This is a genomic window from Pseudomonadota bacterium, from assembly GCA_039815145.1.
GTDB lineage: Bacteria > Pseudomonadota > Gammaproteobacteria > Steroidobacterales > JBCBZW01 > JBCBZW01.
In genome coordinates, this window is sequence record JBCBZW010000093.1 from 1 (window position 1) to 19,835 (window position 19,835).

At 66.6% G+C, this 19,835-nt stretch carries 15 protein-coding genes; 2 read left to right on the forward strand and 13 right to left on the reverse strand.

The annotated features are described in order from the left end of the window. Together AAF184_18355 and AAF184_18360 are read left to right on the forward strand one after the other, a co-directional pair. The coding region (locus tag AAF184_18355) for a hypothetical protein (GenBank protein MEO0424306.1) at positions 1 to 211 on the forward strand (211 nt) is incomplete at its 5' end. A gap of 462 nt (positions 212 to 673) precedes the next feature. Continuing rightward, the gene (locus AAF184_18360; GenBank protein MEO0424307.1) at positions 674 to 1,573 is read left to right on the forward strand and encodes a hypothetical protein; all 900 of its coding nucleotides are present in this window, start codon (positions 674 to 676) and stop codon (positions 1,571 to 1,573) included. Between the two features lie 145 nt (positions 1,574 to 1,718). On the opposite strand, the gene AAF184_18365 is transcribed toward AAF184_18360, so the two are convergent. The 13 genes from AAF184_18365 to AAF184_18425 all read right to left on the reverse strand — a co-directional run. After that, positions 1,719 to 4,208, reverse strand: a complete 2,490-nt coding sequence (locus AAF184_18365) for a DUF305 domain-containing protein (protein ID MEO0424308.1) — start codon at positions 4,206 to 4,208, stop codon at positions 1,719 to 1,721. 162 nt (positions 4,209 to 4,370) lie between these two features. Continuing rightward, entirely contained in the window at positions 4,371 to 6,344 is a 1,974-nt protein-coding gene (locus tag AAF184_18370; GenBank protein ID MEO0424309.1) for a hypothetical protein, read from the reverse strand. Continuing rightward, positions 6,310 to 6,963, reverse strand: a complete 654-nt coding sequence (gene rrtA, locus AAF184_18375) for a rhombosortase (protein MEO0424310.1) — start codon at positions 6,961 to 6,963, stop codon at positions 6,310 to 6,312. Before rrtA ends, AAF184_18370 begins: the two co-directional genes overlap by 35 nt. After that, entirely contained in the window at positions 6,960 to 9,107 is a 2,148-nt protein-coding gene (locus AAF184_18380) for a VIT domain-containing protein (GenBank protein MEO0424311.1), read from the reverse strand. The genes rrtA and AAF184_18380 overlap by 4 nt, the downstream gene beginning before the upstream one ends. A 272-nt stretch (positions 9,108 to 9,379) precedes the next feature. Continuing rightward, entirely contained in the window at positions 9,380 to 10,009 is a 630-nt protein-coding gene (locus AAF184_18385) for a hypothetical protein (GenBank protein ID MEO0424312.1), read from the reverse strand. Positions 10,010 to 10,033: 24 nt separating this feature from the next. Continuing rightward, entirely contained in the window at positions 10,034 to 10,858 is an 825-nt protein-coding gene (gene proC, locus AAF184_18390; GenBank protein ID MEO0424313.1) for a pyrroline-5-carboxylate reductase, read from the reverse strand. 106 nt (positions 10,859 to 10,964) lie between these two features. Further along, complete coding sequence (locus tag AAF184_18395; GenBank protein ID MEO0424314.1) at positions 10,965 to 11,729, reverse strand: hypothetical protein; 765 nt, start codon at positions 11,727 to 11,729, stop codon at positions 10,965 to 10,967. Positions 11,730 to 11,806: 77 nt separating this feature from the next. Beyond that, positions 11,807 to 14,362, reverse strand: coding sequence for a TonB-dependent receptor (locus AAF184_18400; protein ID MEO0424315.1), 2,556 nt, complete (start codon positions 14,360 to 14,362; stop codon positions 11,807 to 11,809). Positions 14,363 to 14,366: 4 nt separating this feature from the next. Beyond that, positions 14,367 to 15,440 (reverse strand): FecR family protein, encoded by a 1,074-nt coding sequence (locus AAF184_18405; protein ID MEO0424316.1) that lies wholly within the window; start codon positions 15,438 to 15,440, stop codon positions 14,367 to 14,369. Beyond that, complete coding sequence (locus tag AAF184_18410; GenBank protein MEO0424317.1) at positions 15,437 to 16,129, reverse strand: sigma-70 family RNA polymerase sigma factor; 693 nt, start codon at positions 16,127 to 16,129, stop codon at positions 15,437 to 15,439. The genes AAF184_18405 and AAF184_18410 overlap by 4 nt, the downstream gene beginning before the upstream one ends. 105 nt (positions 16,130 to 16,234) lie before the next feature. Beyond that, positions 16,235 to 17,188 (reverse strand): MBL fold metallo-hydrolase, encoded by a 954-nt coding sequence (locus tag AAF184_18415; GenBank protein ID MEO0424318.1) that lies wholly within the window; start codon positions 17,186 to 17,188, stop codon positions 16,235 to 16,237. A 25-nt stretch (positions 17,189 to 17,213) separates the two neighbouring features. Then, the gene (locus AAF184_18420; protein ID MEO0424319.1) at positions 17,214 to 18,275 is read right to left on the reverse strand and encodes a hypothetical protein; all 1,062 of its coding nucleotides are present in this window, start codon (positions 18,273 to 18,275) and stop codon (positions 17,214 to 17,216) included. Between the two features lie 166 nt (positions 18,276 to 18,441). Next, the coding region (locus tag AAF184_18425) for a hypothetical protein (protein ID MEO0424320.1) at positions 18,442 to 19,835 on the reverse strand (1,394 nt) is incomplete at its 5' end.

The following is a 19,835-nucleotide window of genomic DNA, read 5'->3' on the forward strand; positions in this document are numbered from 1 at the left end:
GGACAGCCTCGACGGCCCAGCGGCCGTGAGTCAGCTGGCGAGCCTGCGCTGGTACGACTACGTGCCGTGTGCGTTCGAGCAGGCGGATCGCATGCTCGAGCAGACGTGTGAGTTGGAGGAGCAACTGGGGGAGACGCCCCCGGCTGCGTGCGCCTCATCCCTCACGCCCAGCTGGCTGGCGTCGGTTGAGGAGGCGGGGTGCACTGAATAGCCGCCCGGAATAATCTCGGCTCAAAGCTAGGGAAGATTTTAGTTACGCGCCAACCCTGTCCACGCCAATAGTCGTCGCGCTGGGCATCGTATGACGGAGAGCGCACTGGAAAGGTCATCGCTCTCTAAGTTCAGCGGACATGCCCGGCCGGCTTTTGACACCACCGAAGCCGACTATCAAGACTAGCTGCCTAAACCTAAACAACTGGGAAGTGACATTCCTCAGCAATTCCGGGGCCTACGACTCCGTGTTGGAGCGGAGAACTACCTCCGGCGGGAACTGGTCTGCAACCTGGAGTGGCCCGAACGATCCTTGCATAGTGCGATCTGGGTCATACGAGTACCGTGCAGTGTATGAAGACATATTCGGTAATCGTGGCCCATACAGTACGGTTGTCTATGCAACGGGGTCATGTGGTGCGCCGGTGGCACCGAACCTTGGTGATTACAAGGAGGCGGCACAATGAGATCATCTGGCAATCTTCACGGCATGCTTCGTGCGGCGCTTGCGTTGGGTACGGCCTCGATAGCTGCGCCTGCCGTCTTCGCTGGCCAGTGCCCCCCGCCAAGCCTTTGGGCATCAGTAGACTCCAACGCGTTAGTGCTCAGCGCAGTGGTCAATGAATCGACTACAGAGAGCGGCGGGTATAAGGCCTTTATTGACTTCTCTCCCATGGAAGTCTTCAAAGGCAAGGCTGATGTAAGTGAGTTGATCGCCTACGAAGATGGCTTCACGCCAGGTCGGTCTTATCTAGTTTTCGCCACCGCAGATGGACGGATCGACTCATGCTCCACACAAGAGCTCAACACAACTGAGAATAGCGACCCAAGGGGAGAGCGATGGCTTAATGCACTACGTGAGAGCAGCAGAACGCAGGTTCCAGTGGTGCCCGGTTGGCACTTCGAGGAACGAGCGGGTTTTTGCTATCTCTACGGCGAAGTCTTCGAGCCGGAGGGCGGAACGAGCGCCGAATCTGTCACCTCGATTGCGCTCCAGGCACAACAGCTGGCGTCACGAGCGACTGCTCGATATCAGCTGCAACTCGGATTTGCTCGAGCAACGGTTGAAAGCCTGGATGTCCTTCGGGAGAGGAATGACGTACTCGCCGTTCGCTCCGACAGTTTCGCGGGAGAGAACAAAGCCCTATCTCACGTTGGACTGGGTAAGCTCCACTACAGGGTGCCAAAAGAATACCTGCGCCAGTTGGCAATATCCCTTAGCCGAATAGCGGAGGGAACAGAACGGAATGCTCTCTCGTTCGGCAGTGGTGACAGCAACTACTCGATCGGTATGGGCCTAGATCGGCCGCACCATGGTGCTCATGTCGCGAGATTCCAACGCTGCTTGATGCAGTTTGACTGAGCACCATTTCCGGGTTCCACGCAGACAGCAGCTGGGGGCGGGATGCCGCAGCCCCCCCGACGTCTCACGGTAGGAAGTGCGCGCTCGTGCGATAAAGCAGGCCACCTGCCCAGTCCAGGTCCGGGCAGATGGCCGGCGCCAAGCGCTATTCCTCGCTGTTGTCCGCGGAAGGCCGCGCCAGGAGAGCGGCTAGCTCACCCAGCGTACGCGTCAGGCTTGCTAGACGCTGCGCATCCCGGCCCGTGAGCTCATCTTCCTCTGGCAGCACCCCGACGAGCTGAGCGATCTCCTTAGCCAGCGCCGCATCACCGCCACTGCCGAGGGCGGCCTCCGCCTGAATCAGCAGGTCCGTCACCGCGTCAGGCAACACCCCCGTGGATTCGAGCTGCTCCACGTAGGCCTGCGCCACCACGGGCACGGGCGGCCAGGTCACCGGCATCTGCTGCTGGGGATTAAACAGGCGTCGGGGGCCGAAGGCGGGCCGGGCCAGGGCCGCCGCCGTGATCTCCGCCTCACTAAGATATTCGCTAGGCGTGAGCTTGAACACGTCGAGGCCGCGGATGATCTCCGTGCCGTAGATGTAGCCTTCGTAGAAGTAGACGGACCAGAAGCCGCCCGTCACCAACTCATCGGCGATGATCGGTCCGCGATCGAAGTAGGCGATCTCGACCGGGTTGGCCGAGTCGGTGAAGTCGATGATGGAGATGCCGCCCTGGTACCAGGCCTGCACGAAGATGTCGCGGCCGGGCACGGGCACGATGGAGCCGTTGTGGGCCACGCAGTTCTCCGACTCCACCTGCGGTGCCGACATCTTGTAGTGGCTGCGATACTCGAGCTTGCCATTCTCGATGTCGTAGATGGCATCGGCGCCCCAATCGAGGGGGTCCCACGCGCGGCAGCGCGGGCGCGAGCCGCCGCCCCACTCGTCCGTGAACAGCACCTTGGTGCCGTCGTTGTTGAAGGTGGCGGAATGCCAGTAGGCGAAGCCCTCGTCCGTCACCACGTCGAGGCGCTTCGGATTGATGGGATCGCTGATGTCGAACAGGATGCCGTTCCCCGAGCACGCGCCGGCGGCAAGCTGCTTGGCGGGGAAGACCGTGATGTCGTGGCACTGATCCGTGCGACGGGTCTCCTGCGTGTCGTCGCCGTGATCGCCGCCGCGCCACAGGCCCGCAAGCACGCCGGTCTCGGGATCCGCGAACACCGTGGGGCTCGCGACGATGCGCGACTTCGACGGATCGGCCACGGGAATCTCGATCACATCGATGCGGAACAGGGCCGTGCGGTCATCGCCCGGGATGTCGTCGACGCAGCCGTCCAGCTCCTCTTCCTCGCGCACGGAAGACGTGCCCGAGTTGTAGACGATGATCTTGCCGTCCGGCTCGGGCCCCGTGACCACCGAATGGGTGTGTGAGCCGCGGCAGGTCTGCACCGCACCCACCTGCACGGGGCGGGTGAGGTCGGAGATGTCGAAGATGCGCAGGCCGCGGAAGCGCTCGTCGCTCGGCTCCGTGCCCACGCCCTGCAGACCGCAGTCGAGGCGGCCGCGGGTCTGCTCCACGGACATGATCAGCAGGTCGCCCACGATGGAGACATCGCCCTGCCCGCCCGGGCAGACGATCGAGGACAGGAGCCCCGGCACCCCGTTCTCACCGATGCGGTAGACGTTGAAGCCGTGGTAGCTGCCGGCGACCAGCACGTCGTCGCGGAAGGCCATGTCCGTGTTGGAGAAGCTGAGCATGGGATAGCGCCGATCCTTGGCCGCCTTCTCGACGGGCTTGCCGACGTCCTCTTCGTCTTCCTTCGCAGCGTCGCCGGTTGCCGCCGCTTCGCCTTCCTTCTCCTCCTCGTCGTCCTTGGGCTTCTCCGCGCCGCGCCCCGCTGGATTGGCAGGATCGAAGAACCCGACGGGCTTGCGCAGCGAGGTCACCAGTTCGAGGTTGGAGATCGCCTCGCCCGCATCGGTTAATCCAGCCGATAGGCCTGCGCGTGGATCGTCGGACAGGCCGATGAGCAGCGCGTTCATGCGCTCGATCTCGACGCTCTGGTCGTTGGTGATGTCCGAGGCGTACTCGTAGAGGATGGGATCGTAGGCAGCACCCGGCTGTTCGAGCAGCTCCTCGACCATCTTCACGGCCCCGTCATGGTGAGGAATCATCAGCGTGAGGAACAGGCGATCGAAAGCGGTGGCCTTCGAGGCGGCAAGCTCCGCCATCTGCTCGGGCGAGGCCATGCCGGCCATGTCGTGGTGCGTGTGCATGGCGGCGTGGGCGCTCGGGTCCGGCGCGTCCTCGCCGCGCTCGGCCAGCCACGACTGCATGAAGGCGATCTCGTCGGCCTGGGAGCCGTCGATGCGGCCGGCCAGGTCGAGGATGTCGGGGTTGTTGGTGCGCTCGGGCGCCAGGCGCGACATCACCAGGGCCTGATGGTGGTGCGGGATCATGTCCTGCATGAAGCGCACGTCGGCCGCCGAGTACGAGGTGTCGGCGATGGCGACGGCAGCGTCCGGCGTGAGGTCTTGGGTGGCGGCGCCGGGGGCGCCCGGCTGCACGATCGGCGGCTCCGCGGCCGAGGCGACGGCGTGGATCGAAACCAGGGCGACCAGGGTTACCGAGTGAAGCAACTTACGTGTCATGAGAGTCCATGCCTTCGTTTGAGGAGGTTGCACAGGTGGGCGCTGCAATAAAGCACATTTCTCCGGGAGTCTGAAGGTTGGGCGGTGGCGGGGTGCGCAACAAGCGGGGCCCCGCGCGACGCGGCGCAACTTGTCACCAGCGCGTCGATGCCCAGCCGTCGCTCAACGGCGGATGCTGCGCTCCAGGATCACGCGCTCGTCGGACCCGCGCTGAGGGGCTCGGTGCGGCAGCACGTCGACCCACTCGGCAGGGTCGAAGTCTGGCAGGAGCTGGCGCAGCTCACGACCGTAGGCCTGCGTCGCTTCGGTCTCGCCGGTGCTCGCGTGGGCGAGGATGCGCTCCACCAGGTACAGGGGCGCCTCGTCCTCCGCCACCCCAGCCTGGTCCAGCAGTGCCACGGCGCCGGCGCCATCGCCCGCGAGACGTCGCGCCCGGGCCTGCATCCAGTACACCCAGGCCGGCGGCGTGGGCTGCAGGGCGATCGCGCGCGCCAGGTAGTCCTCGCCCGCGGCCAGCTGCCCCGCCTGTAGCAGCATCAGCCCGTGCATCGCGGAGACCTCGGCGCCGTTCGGGCTGAGTTCGCGGGCTCGCGTCGAACGCTCGAGGGCCGTGTCGTGGTCACCCTGGGACAGGGCGAGGAAGGCCTCGACCACGAGCGCCGTAGAGCCCACGGAGGGATCGTCCTGCAGCCCCTCGATCAAGGATTCGATTCGCTCACGCGCCAAGGGTCTGCCGACGAACACGTCGAAGAGCACCGCCAGGGCAAGGCCGGTCCTCGCATGGACGAAGTCCGGATCGCGCGCCAGGGCGTCGGCGTAGAGTTCGCGCGCATCGGCAAGGCCGCGGGCGGTTAGCGTGCGCGTTCGTTCGATCGCCGCGCTGGCGAGCAGCCAGGCCTCAAGATCATCGGTGCCCGCGAACCGTCCCTGCTCGCCTTCACCGATCGCCACATCCGTGGCCACCACGAGCTTGCGCAGGAGATCCCCGCGCATGTCCTGTGCGCTGCCCTCGAACACCCGCGTGAACAGGCTCCGCTCGGACACCTTGTCTTCGAGCTGAGCGAACAGACGAAAGGAATCCTCGCTCATGCGCTCGAGGGTGCCTCGCAGCACGAAGCGACTGTCCGCGACCGCGCCCTGCTCGATCCCGCCGATCATGGCGATGGCCGCCGGGAAGCTCTGGGACAAGGCCGCCGCCAGCTCCTGGGTCTGCACCTCCGTGGTGAGTGCCTCGATCTGCGGCACGGCGAGCGCGGATGCTGGCGCGGGGGGCTCAGGTCGCAACCACCAGACCATCGCCGCGAGTGCTACCGCGATCACCGCTACGCGGCTCCACCGTCCCCGACGGTACTCGCGCAGCGCTGGATCCCCCTCGGGGGTCGACGGCGGCGTCGCCGATGTGGGCAGTGATGGAACAGGCCCGATTGAACCTAATGAATTCGATGGTTCCACTTCGAGATCCAACCCGTCCTCCGCCAACCGGCGGCGCACTGCGTCCATCCTCGCCGTCGCCAGATCAGACTGCCCAGCATCCCGAAGGCGCAGCGCATCGACTTCCGCAAGGCGCGCGGACGCCGGCTCCAGAGCCAGGAGACGTTCCAGCGCAGCCGTGACCTGGGGATCCTGAAGGGCGTCGCGATCGAGCTCGGCGAGGCGCCCCGCGGCAGCGGTGAGCAGGCTGAGCTGACGTGTCCGCGCTTCGAACAGCCAATCATCGAAGGGACCGGTCACCGGACCAATAGTCGCCAGCAGTTCGCCTCGGAACGCCCGCAGGGCACACTTCGCGGCATCGGCACTGGTGTCGCTCGCCGTGGCCTCGATCAGGGCTGCATCACAGGAGAGCTTGCCCCCATCGAGGCGCACGGCATCGTCGTCCGTGACCAGCACGTCACTTCGCTGCGGGCCGAGCGCCTTGCGAATCTGGGACAGGGCCTGGCGCACGCTTTGGCGCGCCTGGGCGTCGCTGCGGTCGCCCCACAGGAGGGCCGCCAGCGTGTCGCGGCGGACTGGGGCGCCTCGGGGGGCCAGAGCCAGGTAGGCGATGACCGCCTGCACACGACGGGTGGGTCGTGCAGCGCCGTCGTCGGCGGTGGGGGCGAGTTCAAACCCGCCCTGCAAGTGGAGATCTAAGGTCATCGGGAACGGTCTGGTTGGATCTAGTGCGTCGCGGGCTGTGCCAGGCGAGCACGGCAGCGGCGCCGACGAGCAGCCCTAGCGCATGCACCTCGGTGGCCGTCTGCAGGCTGCCGAACCATTCGAACAGGCCGCCGCCCACCCACAGCTCGACGCCCACCTTGAGCACCACGCCGGCCACCAGCCAGCGGAACACCGCGGTGCCGGTACGCTGCCCTAGCAGCACCAGCAGGGCGATGAGCGGAGCATAGCAAACTCCCGACAAGCCGCTGTACGTGATCCACTCGGGGAACAGCGTGTACAGCCCAACGCCCACCAGGGTGCTGCTCGCCGCCAGCATCGCCAGCAGGCGATTGCGGCCACCCTCCGGCGCGATCTCGTAGTGCCCGGCGAGTGAGGCGAAGGCGCTCAAGTTCCAGAACAGGTGCAAGGCATCGGCATGCACGAGGTGAGCGGTCCACAGGCGCCACCATTGCCCGCCGTCGATCGCCCCGCGGTCGTAGATGAGCAGCTCACGGGCCTGGTCACCGAACAGCAGCACTGCCAACGCCCCAAGGGATACCGTGAGCGTGACCCAGGGCACACGGCCCTGGGTCAGCTTGTCGAAGGCGCGACGGATCACGCCGCCACCCCATCACACCTAGCCTTACCGAAGCGTTGGGTAAACCATGCGAGCAGCAGACCGAGCAGACCGACGTTACCGCCACCGGTACCACCACCGCCGCCGCTGTGGCTCGGTCGCGCACCCTGGTACGGCTGGGGTTGCCCCGCCACCTGCGCATCGCGCGTCACCACCTGGCGGGCCGCCCGCGCCGTCTGCGCCACCTGCTCCTCGGCGACGCGCGCTTCGTTGCGCCGATCGATGCCTTCGCTCGCGAACACCTCGTCGCGCACCACCAGCATGGAGGTGTACGGCGTCACGAGACCGCCTTCCACCGCGAGGTCGACCACGGCATCGACCCGCTCGCCCGACTCGCCGAACTGCAGCAGCTGCTCCATCAGCTCCTCGATGCGCGAGAAGTACCAGAGGCGGTCGATCTCAGGGTTTTCGTTGGCGACGTCGGGGAAGGTCACGACGCTTTCGTACACCTGCGGGCGACCGTTGATCTTGCCGCTCACCTTCAGCGTCGCCTGACCGCCGTGGGCGTAGCGCCCGAACACGGTCAACTGCTTGCCGGAGTACAGGGTGCCGAGATTTGCAGGACTCATGGCCCGCGCGCCTACGCCATCGATCGACACGCGCACGTCACGCAGGGCCTCGTGCTGGAGCTTCGCCACGGCGTTGCGCACGTGGCCGATGATGTCGTCGCTGTTGGAGACGCTGAACGACTCGCCGGCCGAGGCGCGGGTCATGCTCTCGAGCAGCGGTCGGTTGGTGCCGTTACCCATGACGAAGGTGAACAGGCGCACGTCCTTCTTCTCGATCAACTCGATGAACTTGTTGTGATCGGTCTCGCCCACGTTGGCCACGCCGTCGGTGATCAGGATCAGGGCCGTGGAGCGGTCCGCGTCGGCCAGGGCCAGGCCACGATCGAGACCCGCGAAGAGGTTGGTGCCACCGCCGGTGGCGATCGACGCCGCTTTGCTCTTCAGCGTGCGCACGCTCGCCGGGGAACCGTCGATGAAATCGCGCGTGAGCGTGGCCACCTCGTTGTCGAACACCACGATCTGGGCGCGATCGTTGGGGCGCATGCCCTCGAAGGCCTGGGCAAGCCCTTCCTTCACGCTGTGGATCTTGCCGCCCATGGAGCCGGAGATGTCGACGACGAAGATCCAGTCAGCGCCGGTTTGCGACAGCGGCTTCAGCTCATCGCCGGGCGTCACGGTAAGCATGAAGGTGCCGGGCTCGGCGGGGTCGGGGCGGTTGGCCACCACGTCGACGCCACCGGGCAGCCCGTCCTGCAGGCGCCAGTACACGACGATGTCCTCATCCAGGTCGAAGGCGTGCGCGCCGCCAGGCGCGGGGACCTCGACCGTGCCGAATTGGCCGGTGGCAGCCCCGCCCTGATCGACCGATTCCTCCTCGTCGAGCGTCGCCGTCATGCGAGCGCCCGGAATCGCGGGCCGTTGACCACTCTCGATCAACACCCGGTAGGACCCATCGGCCTCCTGATTCACCTGCGCCTGAGGATGGGCAGGCAAGCGCAGGCCCGCCAGGGGAACGGCCGGGCGAACCCACATCCCGAAGCGGAAGTACTCCTGCACGGCGCTCTGCGTGCCCCAGAAGGAGAGCTTCGCCTCGTCGGTGCCGCCGTCCTCCAGCGGGTAGGTGTAGCGGCCGATGCTCATGTCCACGTGGGCGGGCTGGATATAGCTCAGGCGGATGCGCACATCGTCGTGGGCGCGGACGGGGGTGACGCTGATGTCGAAGCTGCGGTAGTCGTCCTGCTCCGTCACCGCCGCCTCGCGGCCGGCGTCACGCTCGCGTTCGTAGATCTCTCGGGCGCGCTTCTTCTCCACCACTTCGCCGTGCACGGGCTTGTCATCGATCCAGTAGGTGAACGCGGAGACCGCTGCGTCTTCGGGTACGGGAAAGGAGTAGATGGCCTCCAGGTCCGTGTCCCAGGCGTTGGCGAAGATCTGCTCGACGTGGGTGACGACGTAGCCGTCCTCCACCACGACGTCGACCATGTGGGCGCGCAGTTCCAGCGGCGATTCGGTCGCGCCCTTCGGATGCAGAAGGCCGGCGGCGTTGCCGGGGCCCGCGGCAACCAGCCCGACCAGGGCCACGCTGGCGGCCAGGCAAGAGGTAATCATGCGTCGCATGTGAGTTCTCCCTTGTGGGTGTAGCGCATCCGTCGTGGATGCAGGGAGAAGCTTGGGCAGGGGGTGTGAAGCGGCCGTCAGGGCGGCAGACTGGTCCAGCGTGAAGACCGTGAATTCGGCGTGAAATCGCCGTAAATCAGAAGGTTGAGAGTACCCCGAGGTTCTCGCCGGGAGCGCAGGATGTCAGTCAGGCGAGTCTTGGAACTCGGGCTTTGAGCACGCCTTGCACCAGTAAGGGCGGCGTCAGGGCAGTGTCGAGCTGCTACCTTCTGTCAAGCGGCCACATCGGATCGCCGTCGCTTCCAATCCAGTGTCACGTGAATTCGTTGATTGAGTTGGCCGTTCCAACTCACCTGCAAACCATGACTCTGGAGCAACTTGCGCACCTCTTCTCCAATTGCGACGGCCGCACCATCAGCCCCCTCGACCGATCCGTAGGCGAGGTATAGGCCGCCGCCCTCTACAGCAGATTCGGTGTCTTGCTCGTGGTAGAAGGTCATGCCACGTATTACTTCTCCAGCCTTGAGCTTGGACTCGACCTCGTCCCAAACCTCGGCGCCGGCGCACGTCTGGCAGCAAGTGGCGTTCTGGCGCGCAACGATGCCAGATTCTTCGAGTTCGGCGAAGGCGGCATCGAGACGATCGCAATCAGTCACCTGGGGCCACGTGCTTTGCGACTCTCGATACTTCGATAGCTGATCCGACAGGACTTTACGCGCAAGAGCCCTCACCTTTCTTTCGTCGAACTCATCGGCCACGATCTCGATCGCGATCTCGGAGATTTCGGCGAGCGGTCGAAAGCCGCCCACGAGAGCAAGATCTATGTAGTGACGCAGTTGCGCGACGAGCTCAGCATCATCGCTGCTTGGGTCGTCTTTGTGCTTTCGTCGAAATGGCCACATGTGCGCCGGTCTCCGCCGACTAACCTAACGCCCGAGCTCTCGACTTCGCTCCGCCGCCGCCTCGACGGTGGCACGCAGCAACGGCGGCAGTCCCCGCACCTCATCCATGAGCACCTTCAGCCCCGCCTCGGTCGTACCCGCCGGACTGGTCACATTGATACGCAGCTGCGAAACGCTCTCCTCGGACTGCTCCACAAGGGCACCCGCGCCAGACACGGTGGCCCGCGCCAGTTGCATCGCGAGAGCCGGCGACAGCCCTTGCGTCTCGCCAGCCGCGGCCATCGCCTCCACCATATGGAATACATAGGCAGGCCCGGATCCGGATACGGCGGTCACCGCATCCATCTGCTCCTCACGCTCCAGGCGGATGACCTCGCCGATCGCCGACAGCAAGGACTGGGCAAGGGCGAGGTGTGGCTCGCCGGCCGCGCCATTGCCGATGATGGCGGTGATGCCCTTACCGATCGCCGCCGGCGTGTTCGGCATCGCGCGCACGATAGGGGTGGCTGCGCCGAAGACTTGCTCGAAGCGCCCCAGGGGTGTGCCCGCCGCCACAGAGAGCATCAGCGTATCGCCACCACCGAGGGACGCGAGGGCCGGAAGGGCATCGTCCATCATCTGCGGCTTCACAGCGAGAAGCGCCACGGCAGGCGACGGCGGCGTGCCCGCGTTGAGGTGTAGCCCCTGCGCCTGGGAGAGCTCCTCGAGCCAAGGGGACGGGAAGGGATCGGTCACCCAGACCGCGCTCGCGGGCAGGCCGCCCTCCAACCAACCGGACAACATGGCCGAGCCCATCTTGCCGCACCCGAGCAGGTAGAGGCCGCGTTGGGCGATGTCTGGTGTGGTCACGGCGTTCTCCTTCAAGCGGGTGGTCACCGGCCCAGGATACCGCGATCTCAATCCTCACCGAGCCGGCAGAGGAGGAGCGCCTCGCGACACTCCTCCTCAAGACTTGCTACTGGAGGAAGAAGCAACTCTCCACCGCGGTCTTATTGCCGTTCTCCTCCCGCGCGATGATCTCGAACTTCCACTCGCCCGGCTCACCGAGCAACTCCGCCGGAGCCGTGAACTCCGTGACGTCGTTCGCCAGATCCACGCCCAACTCGGCGTCGTCGCGCTCGAGGAAGAACTGGTACACGTCGATCTCCACCGGCACGCCAGTGGTGCCGATCGTGGGATGGGACTCGATCACCGGCGCCCAATCGATGGTGACCGGGGCCATCACCACGGGCAGCACGTCCGCATCGCAGTCCGCTGCCGAGGGCTGACCGTTGACCGTGACCTCGCTCGGCGGCCCGGCCAGCACGTGGCTCACCATCACCTCGGACTCCAGTTCCTGGCCCTCGAGGGTGAGCGCCTCGATTTCGTAGACGCCTTCCGGGAAACGCCGGAACGTGATCTCCGGTGGCACCTCGTCGAAGGGCGGCTCGTTGCTCTCGAAGGTGAGCTCCGACAAGCCCTGGCGCCGCAGGCGCGTGGAGGTACGCAGGTTCAGCAGCGGGATGTCGCGGGGATCGGAGATGGTGAGGCTCTCCCAGGGCTCACCGTCGAGGTCTGCCTGCAGCCCCAAGTCTCCATCCGTGTCGTTGAGCTCGAAGAAGAGCTCCGCCGTGTCCCACTCGATCTCCTCTTCCTGCGCATGGCTGGCGGTGGTGAGGGACACCGCCACCATGAGCCCAAGACCAAGGCCTACCAAACGTTCGCTCTTAGCAACTTTCATCTCATCCTCCTCGCGCCGTCTCCGGCATGTGTGTGCAAGGGATAGTTGCGCGGTGGCGAGGAAATCAATCGCTGGCGCTAGAAGCTCCAGCTTATTCCTACGTTAGGCACTCGAGGAATCCACTGATCGAAGGAGGGCTCCAGGGCGACGCCGACCTCCTCTTCGTCGTCATCCTCGAAGTCGTAGCCGATGCAGCAGACGTTGCGACGATTGGTGGAGTTGAGCAGCTCGAAGAAGACATTGAGCTCACCCCGGGGCAAGGGCCGACGATAGCTCAGGCGTAGATCGATGGCCGCGTAGTCGCGAAGGCGAGCGGCGTTGCGTGACCCCAGCACGGGGATCGGTTCGCCTTCCTCATCCTCACCGAGCAGGATCTCGGTGATCGGCCACCCCGTGTGGTAGCGCCCAGCGAGAGCGAAGGACCAGGGCCCTCGCTCGAAGGCGAGCCCGGCCGCCAATGCGTTGGGTTGGTCCCAGGACCGCGGCACCTCCACGCCCTCGACCACATCCACCGCTCGCGTGCGGGCGTACGTGACCCACCAGGAGAGATCCCCCGTGGAGGACTCACCGCTGAGGCTCACCTCCACGCCGCTGGCGCGGGCGCGCGTCGCATCGATGCGCACGCGGTCTGCCTGCAGCTCCGGCAGCAGCTCGACGCTGGCGAAGAGGTTCTCAAAGCGCGGTCGCAGGCGCGAAAAGCGCTTTCGATAGGCCTCGACGCGCACCCGCAGACCAACGGAAAACTCATGTTCGAGGCTGACGATGGCATGCTCGGCGCGCTGCGCGGGAAAGAACTGATTCACGCCGTCAGACACCTGCAGCTCCTGCACTCCCTCGGCCTGGTGGAACACGCCCCAGCTCGCGCGCAGACGCGTGCGATCCGTCGGTGTCAGGCGGACGCCCAAGCGCGGGCTGACCTGCTGGTCATCGCCGAAGTCGTAGTAGCTCTGGCCGTCGAAGCGCAGGCCCAGGTCGAAGGCCACGCGCGGGAGGGCCTGCACGCGTGCCGCCGCGTAGGCGCCGTAGTCCGCGCCGCTCGCGCAGAGGTCTGCCGCCCGCACGGAGGCGACGGTGTCCACCAGCTCCTCCAAGGGCTCGAAGAACGCTCGCGACGAGGTGTGCTGGTAGCAGGTGCGCACGGCGCGCAGATCCAGGCCGGCGTCGACGACGAGGCGATCATCCTCGGTGGGGAACAGGGTCCAGTCCTGGCGCAGCTGGTAGAGGGTGACGTCGCGACGATCGTCGAGATCGGCGACCTGGTCGTCCGGCTCATCGATGAGACCCATGCGCCGCTGACGCGTGTCCGTGTAGGCGAGGAGCGTGCGGCCGGTCGCGATGTCGCCGATCGCATGCTCCGCGACCATCCAGGCGTAGCGGCTGCGCTGACGGGAGCTCGCGAACTCACCGCCGTCCGGTTCGCTGAGCGCGATGTCGTCGTCGTTCTGCACGAAGCTCGCGCGCAGGGAACGCCCCCCGGCGCGCTGGTGCGAGAGGCTCACCAACGCGTCGGTGTAGCTCGGCGAGCCGAAGCGGGGCGTCAGCAGATCGCTGAGCAGATCGAGGTTGCTCCGCCTGGCGAAGAGCGTAGCCACCGTGCGCCCATCGCCGAACGGGATCGCCACGCGGCCGCCGGTCTGCAGCAGGTCCGCAAAGATCTCCCCGGACAGGGCGTCCGGCGGCGCCCGCGACTGCATGTTCACCAGGCCGCTGAGCGCACTCCCGTAGCGCACCGGATAGCCGCCGGTGAATAGATCCAAGCGACCGACCAGGCGACTGTCGATGGTGCTGAAGACCTCCTGGAAGTACTTCAGGTGAAACGGCTCCACCATCTCCAGGCCGTCGAAGAACACCGTGGTCTCCTCGGCATCGCCCCCGCGCACGCGCAGGCCCGCGCCGAGGCCGTTGGCACTCACGCCCGGTAGGCGGGTGACGGCGCGCAGGGGATCGCCGCCGAGAGCGGGGAGCCGCGCCAAGGTCACCTGATCCAGGGCTTCGCTGCTCCATTCGTCGTCGCGCACGAGGGCGTAGCGGCTCGCGCTCACGGTGATCTCCTCCATACGCGCGTTGGGCGCGCCCAGGGAGAGCTCGAGGTCGAGGGTCCGTCGCGCACGCACGCGAACGTCGCGCGTGAGGAGCGGTTCGTCCCCGCGCCGCACGACGAGCGAGTAGGCACCTGGGGCAAGCCCATCACTCGTCACACGCAACGCGTCGCCCACCGGCCAACGAAGACGTACGGAGGAGCGCTTGGCCGCGAACTCGACGGTGAGCGCCTCGCCTGCGCTGTCCCCATCGGCCGGGCGCAATCGCAGCTCGACGCGGCCGCGCGAACGCTCGCCAGCCTCCACCACGAAGTACGCCCCGCCCTGGCGGCGCAGGCGCAGCCCGTGGGGCCGCAGGCAGGCATCCAGCGCCTCCGCCGGCGTCGCGGCCTGTACCATGGCCTCGGCCACGGCGGCCGACGGCAGCAGAGCCGAGCTCGAGACGAGGTTCAGCCCATTCGCCCTGACACGCGCGAACGTCTGCTCGAGCGGTTCGCCCGCCGGAACATCCCAGGCCGATGCGGGCCCGGCGGCGAGCGCCGCCAGGGTCCAGATCAGCAGATGGCGCCAGCCCCCACGGCGCGGCCCGCTCATGGCGTCAGGGCATCCTGCCACTGGTGACGACTAGCTGGCGCTCATGCTCGGTGACGATCAGATCCGTTGTGGCCATCACCGGTGCCAGGGCCTGGGAGGGCGTGAGCTCCCGCAGTTCCCCTTGAAGTCGGATGCTCTGTGCGCGCGCTTCGGCGGCGGCATCGCCGTAGACCAACTCGCGGCCGCTCTCCTGCGCCACCCAGCGCAGGAACGCATCGACGGAACTGTCCGCCAGGGTGAAGGGCGAAGCGAGCGACTCCGCCCACCGCCATTCATCCCCGCCCAGCGCCGTCGTGTCCCGTCGAATCCCCCTCGCCCTGCTCACGATCAACGCCTCGCCCTCGATCGCCTGCTCGCGCACCGGCGGCGTGCGCAGTTCGATGCGACCGTCCCGCACGGCCACGCGCATCGTGTCCTCGGCCAGGGCGACGACGAACTGGGTGCCCACGTCCGAGACGTCGCCGTAGGGCGTGCGCACGATGATCGCGGGGGCGGCGGCGGCCTGGCCGGGCGTCGCTGGCACCTTGTCGCCAGCGTCGATGTACACCCGCCCAGCCAGCAAACGAATCTCTTGGGGCCTCTCCAACACGAGCTCCGTGCCGTGATCGAGGCGCAGGGACACGCCGTCGGTGAGATCGAGGCGCAAGCGCCCGCCCTGCCCCGTGCGCACCTGCGTGCCGAAGACGAGGCGCGAGGCCTGCGCCAGGCGACGCCAGCTCGAGGGCGGCGCGCCGACCCGCCTCTCAGCGAATCCGTGAGCCTGCACAACCTCGCCGGCCAGCGCAGGCACGGGCAATACCGGTGGGGTCGCCCGCGGCAGGAACAGGGCGAGACCGAGGCCCACCAGCACCGCGGCCGCCAGCGCCATCACCGGTGCCTGCCAGCGGGTCGTCGTCGTGCGCCGAGCCCCGCGTCCGTAGCGCGCCTGCCATTGGGCGCGGGCCTCGCTGCGGATCCGCGCCCGCGCGGCGGGATCCAGCGCCGCCCGCCCGCCGGCGGCACGGATGATCTGACCGATCTGATCCTCATCGGCCGGTGGGCCCGGCGGATGGCGGTTCGGGGTGTTGGTATCCGTCATGGCAAGCTCTCCGAAGACGAGCCTCGCGCCTTGGCAGCGGCTGTCGCCTCGCCGACGCCCAGCAAACGCTGCGCGAGGGACAGGCCATCGCCGTCCACCACGCCTAGCAGTTCCGTCAACGTCTCGCGGAAGGAGTCCCGGCCGCGCGCCAGGAGCGATTGCACGGAGGTGGCCGACAGGCGCAGCTCGTCGGCGATCTCGCGCACGGACAGGCCCCGCATGTACTTGAGCGCCAGGGCATCGCCCTGATGGCCCGGCAGGGCGTCCAACACCTGCTGGATCAGGGCGACGAGTTGCAGCCGTTCGACGCGCTGCTCAGGTTGATCCTGCTCCGCCGCGCTCAGGGTGTCGAGCACCGCGGTCACCGTCGTCTCATCGAAGGTCACGACCCGTTGGGCAGCGCCCTCGCGACGCCAACGCGCCGCGATCTGACGCCGGCAGATGGCGCACAGCCAGGTGTAGAGCGACGCCTCTCCACGGTAGGCCTCCAGCTGCTCGATGGCCGCGGTGAGGGTGGATTGCACCATGTCTTGGGCCACCTCAGCCTCCTCCGGCAGATGCGACAGGGCGAAGCGGTACAGGCGGTCTGCGTGACGCTCGAAGAAGCTGTCGAAGGCCGCCTCGTCGCCGCGGATCATCCTGCGGCACAGGTCGCGATCGCTGCGATGATGGCGCGGTGAGGTTCCCATGGCGAAGGTCTTGCTACTGACTCTGAGCCCTTGGTTGCACGAGCGAGGGAAAATCAATCGCCCCGTGCAATACCAGTGTAGCCAAGCCGTCCTCGGAGGGCCCCGTCAGGGCGGGGCGAGCGTTCCCTCGCGCACCAGGAAGGAGAAGTCACCCAGGGCGTAGGTGACCGTACCGGGCCAGGCGGGCTGCGCCTCCACGGCCCCGGCGCGCACGGCATCGAAGCCACGCAAGGCCTCCAGGAGCAGCGCCGGCGAGGCCTCGGGCGTGTTGTGGGCCGGGAACACGGCGGTTAGGGTCGGCGCCACTTCCGCGAGGCGGATCAACGAGCGGCGGTACGCCTGGAAGTCCGTCTCCGGCGCGTAGAGCCAGATCGGGCCGACGTAGAAAGTGTCACCGCTCCACAGGTAGCCGGCCTCCGCCTCCAGCAGGGCGAGGGCGTCCGGCGTGTGCCCAGGCACTGCGAGCGCCTCTAATACGCGGCCACCGAGATCGATGCGATCACCGTCGGCCACCTTCGCGGTGAGCGCGTAGGGGCGCAAGCGGTGGTCACGCGCCTCGCGCCCGGCGGGAAGTCCCTTACAGAGCGCTTGCGACGACACCTCTTCAGCGACGACGTCGTGGGGCAGACCCTTACTGCGGGTCAGGGAAAAATCGGTCATCGTCGACAGCACGGATTCATAGGCGTAGTTGCCGCCCACGTGATCGAAGTGGCTGTGCGAGTTGAGCACGGTGATCGGCAGGTCCGTCAACGCATCCGTTACGGCGCGAATGTCACCGATCCCGTTGCCCGTGTCGAAGAGCAGCGCGCGTGCTTCCCCAACGATCAGCCAGGAGATCACCTCCTGCCACTGCCAGGGCTCATAGATCGCGTAGGTACCGGGGCGAATCTCGTAGACTTCGAACCAATCGTCGCTCGCCGCGTGGCGCTCGAGGGCGGCGAACTCCGGCCGCGGGAGGCGGTCGCAGAACGTGCCTAGGGAGGACTCGCTCTGAAGGGGCGTTTGCGGGGTGCAGGCGACCAGGAATACGGCCGACGCGGCCGCCACCGGTGCAAGCAAGCGCCCTCCGCTCTCGCCAGCCACGCTATTCGGCCACGCCAACGCGCATGTACACCATGTCATCGCCCGCCTGGGCGAGGAATCCGCTGCCCGTGCAGCTCCAGGCGGCATCGTCGCTTGGCGGCACGGCAGAGATCTGACCGCTCGTCTGGTTGATGCACTGGACCGTCTCGCCCAACTCTCCGGTGGTGGCTCCAGCGATGTCGTCGGGGGCGGTGACCACGCCGAACATGAACTGCACGATCACATCGCCAGCAGCCGCCTCCAAGCCCGCTGCAGTACAGTTCCACATGGTCTTGCGATCGGCTCCGAGGGGGATATCGAGAACCTGCTCACGCGTCGCATTGATGCATCGGGCCCGGGCGCCAGCGATGCCACGTACGCGACTCGTGATAGGGGTGGGATCGCTCGCATCGGTCGCATCGAGCGCAATGGAAAACCCAGCCGACGACGCAATCCACTCGCGCCCCTTGATCGGGGACGTGGCGTTGGCGACAGCACTGCCGGCCAGTCCGCGCTCCTGATCGGGGTCTGCGCACTCCCAGGCGAAGGAGTCGCCGCGCTGGCCATTGGCGTCCACCACCTCGAGCCAATAGGTCTGATTGGCTGGTAGCACACAGGCCTCATCGAAGTAGTAGGTGAGCTCGTACACCTCTAAGCCGTTGACGATGCGACCGGTCGGCACCCGAAAGAACGGGCGTTGATCGTCGAAGGTGCAAAGGGGTGGATGACGCGTGTCGGGGAGCTCGCTGCCGAACCACTGCCCCATGACCTGCAGGGTGTAGGCGTCGTGGGTCGGCGGCAAGTTGTTGAACTCGTAGACGCCGGTGACGACCAATCGATCGAGGCGCTGATCTTCACCGCGGGGCAGCACAAAGTCCTCGGCGTATTGCTGACGGTGGTGATTCGAGACGTCGACACACCCCCCGTTGGGGGATTGACGCAGCAGGGCGCGCGAGGTGCCGAGACTGCCCGAGGCGACCGCCACGCGAGATCCGTCCGTGGCGGCGCCCGTCGCACTTACCAATAAGCCTAGGCAGGCCAGGGCGGCGGCGATGGTGGGGGCATGGCTGTGACCCGCTGGCATCCTTCAGTCCCGGTCGTCCGATCCGTAGCACTGAAGTCAGTTCTAACAGCAAGATCGAATGCCGAACACTGCGTTGAATACGTACTCGCGCCGTCCCGCAATGCGGCACGATGGTGTGCGGAGCCCTGGTGGTAGCAACCACCAGAGCTCCTCGCCTGGGCGAAAACTAGCGGCTCTGCGCGGGGGTGTCGTCTCCGTCCAGCACGCCATCCTCGTCTCGGTCGATACCGATCCGCATGCCCGTGCCGTTGGCGACCACCGTGAGGGTGAGCGGCGTGGTCGGCCCCGCGCGGGAGAGCACCTCGCCGAGGGAGAGCACCTCGCCGGCACGATCCGCCTGGAAGCGCCCTGCACCGTCGAAGCGATAGCCACGCATCTCGCCGTCGAACGGTCCCTTCGCCGTCAGCTCGACGGCACCGCTGCGCGCAAGGCGCAGGAACAGCACCAGCCGTTGGCGCCCATCGACGCCGAGCTGCCCAAGCTGGGTGATCGTCAGCTGCTGGCCGACGGCAGCGTGCGAGTCCTGGCTGGCAGGACCGACGGGTTCGTCCGTGTTATCGCTGGCCGCCGGCAGGTCGGAGCCGCTGAAGGCGAGCATGAAGGCGATCATGTCGGCCAGATCCTGCGCATCCGCGATCCCGGGGAAGCCTAGGCGGAAGAACTTGGATAAGGAATCGAAGCTGCCATCGTGGTGGAAGCCAAAGCCGGTGTTGTTCTCCAGCTGTGTGGTGTCGAAGCCGATGCGCTCGTACAGATTGCGCAGGTGCGGCACCTTGAGCGTGCGTTGAAAGTCGCCGTCGATGGAGACGAAGCCGATGTGGGCCTCGCCGTTAGGCCCTGGCGGAATCTCCACCAGCTCGCCGTTGTTGAGCTCCACGTTGGGGCCTAGTCCCGTAGGCAAGGTATGGCAGGTGGAGCAAGCGAAGGGCGCGTCAGCACGATTCGGCAAGATGAAGTTCTCGAGCCCCCGTTGCGCATTGCCGTTCGGCACGGGCTCACCCTTGGGCAGTTGGTTGCCCGCGCCGAAGAACCCGTCCAGGGGCAGGTTCGTCGGCAAGGAGTTGTCCAACTCGCGGTAGGGGTTGGGCGGGAAGTGAATGGTGGCGAGGAAGTCCTCCAGGTCCTGCATCTCCTCGGGCTCGAGGGCTTCGTCGTCGCCCTGGAGGTTGACGAAGGTGGCGTTGAACACTTCGATCCCCGCCCGGTCGCCACGCCAGTGATGGGGCTCCTTGCCGATCACGTCCTGCAGGGTCTGGGTGACCATCGGCCCCTTCATGGGATGCCACTCATCGTCGAAGCCGAAGCGCAGCCCGTTGTTCCACGCACCCTTGTTGGCGTCCGCCGTGGACTTCATGACACCCGTCGGATCACCAAGATCCCAGGCCAGGCGGTCCATACGTGCGTCCGTGTGGCAGGAGGCGCATGCGGCCTGACCCAGGCCGGAAGTCTGGCGTGTGTTGTAGATATGCTGTCGACCGGCACGAATGGCCGCGGGAGTGGGATCGAAGAACGCAGCTCGCGCCGTCTCGACCAACGACGTCGTGCTCACGGTCGAGACAC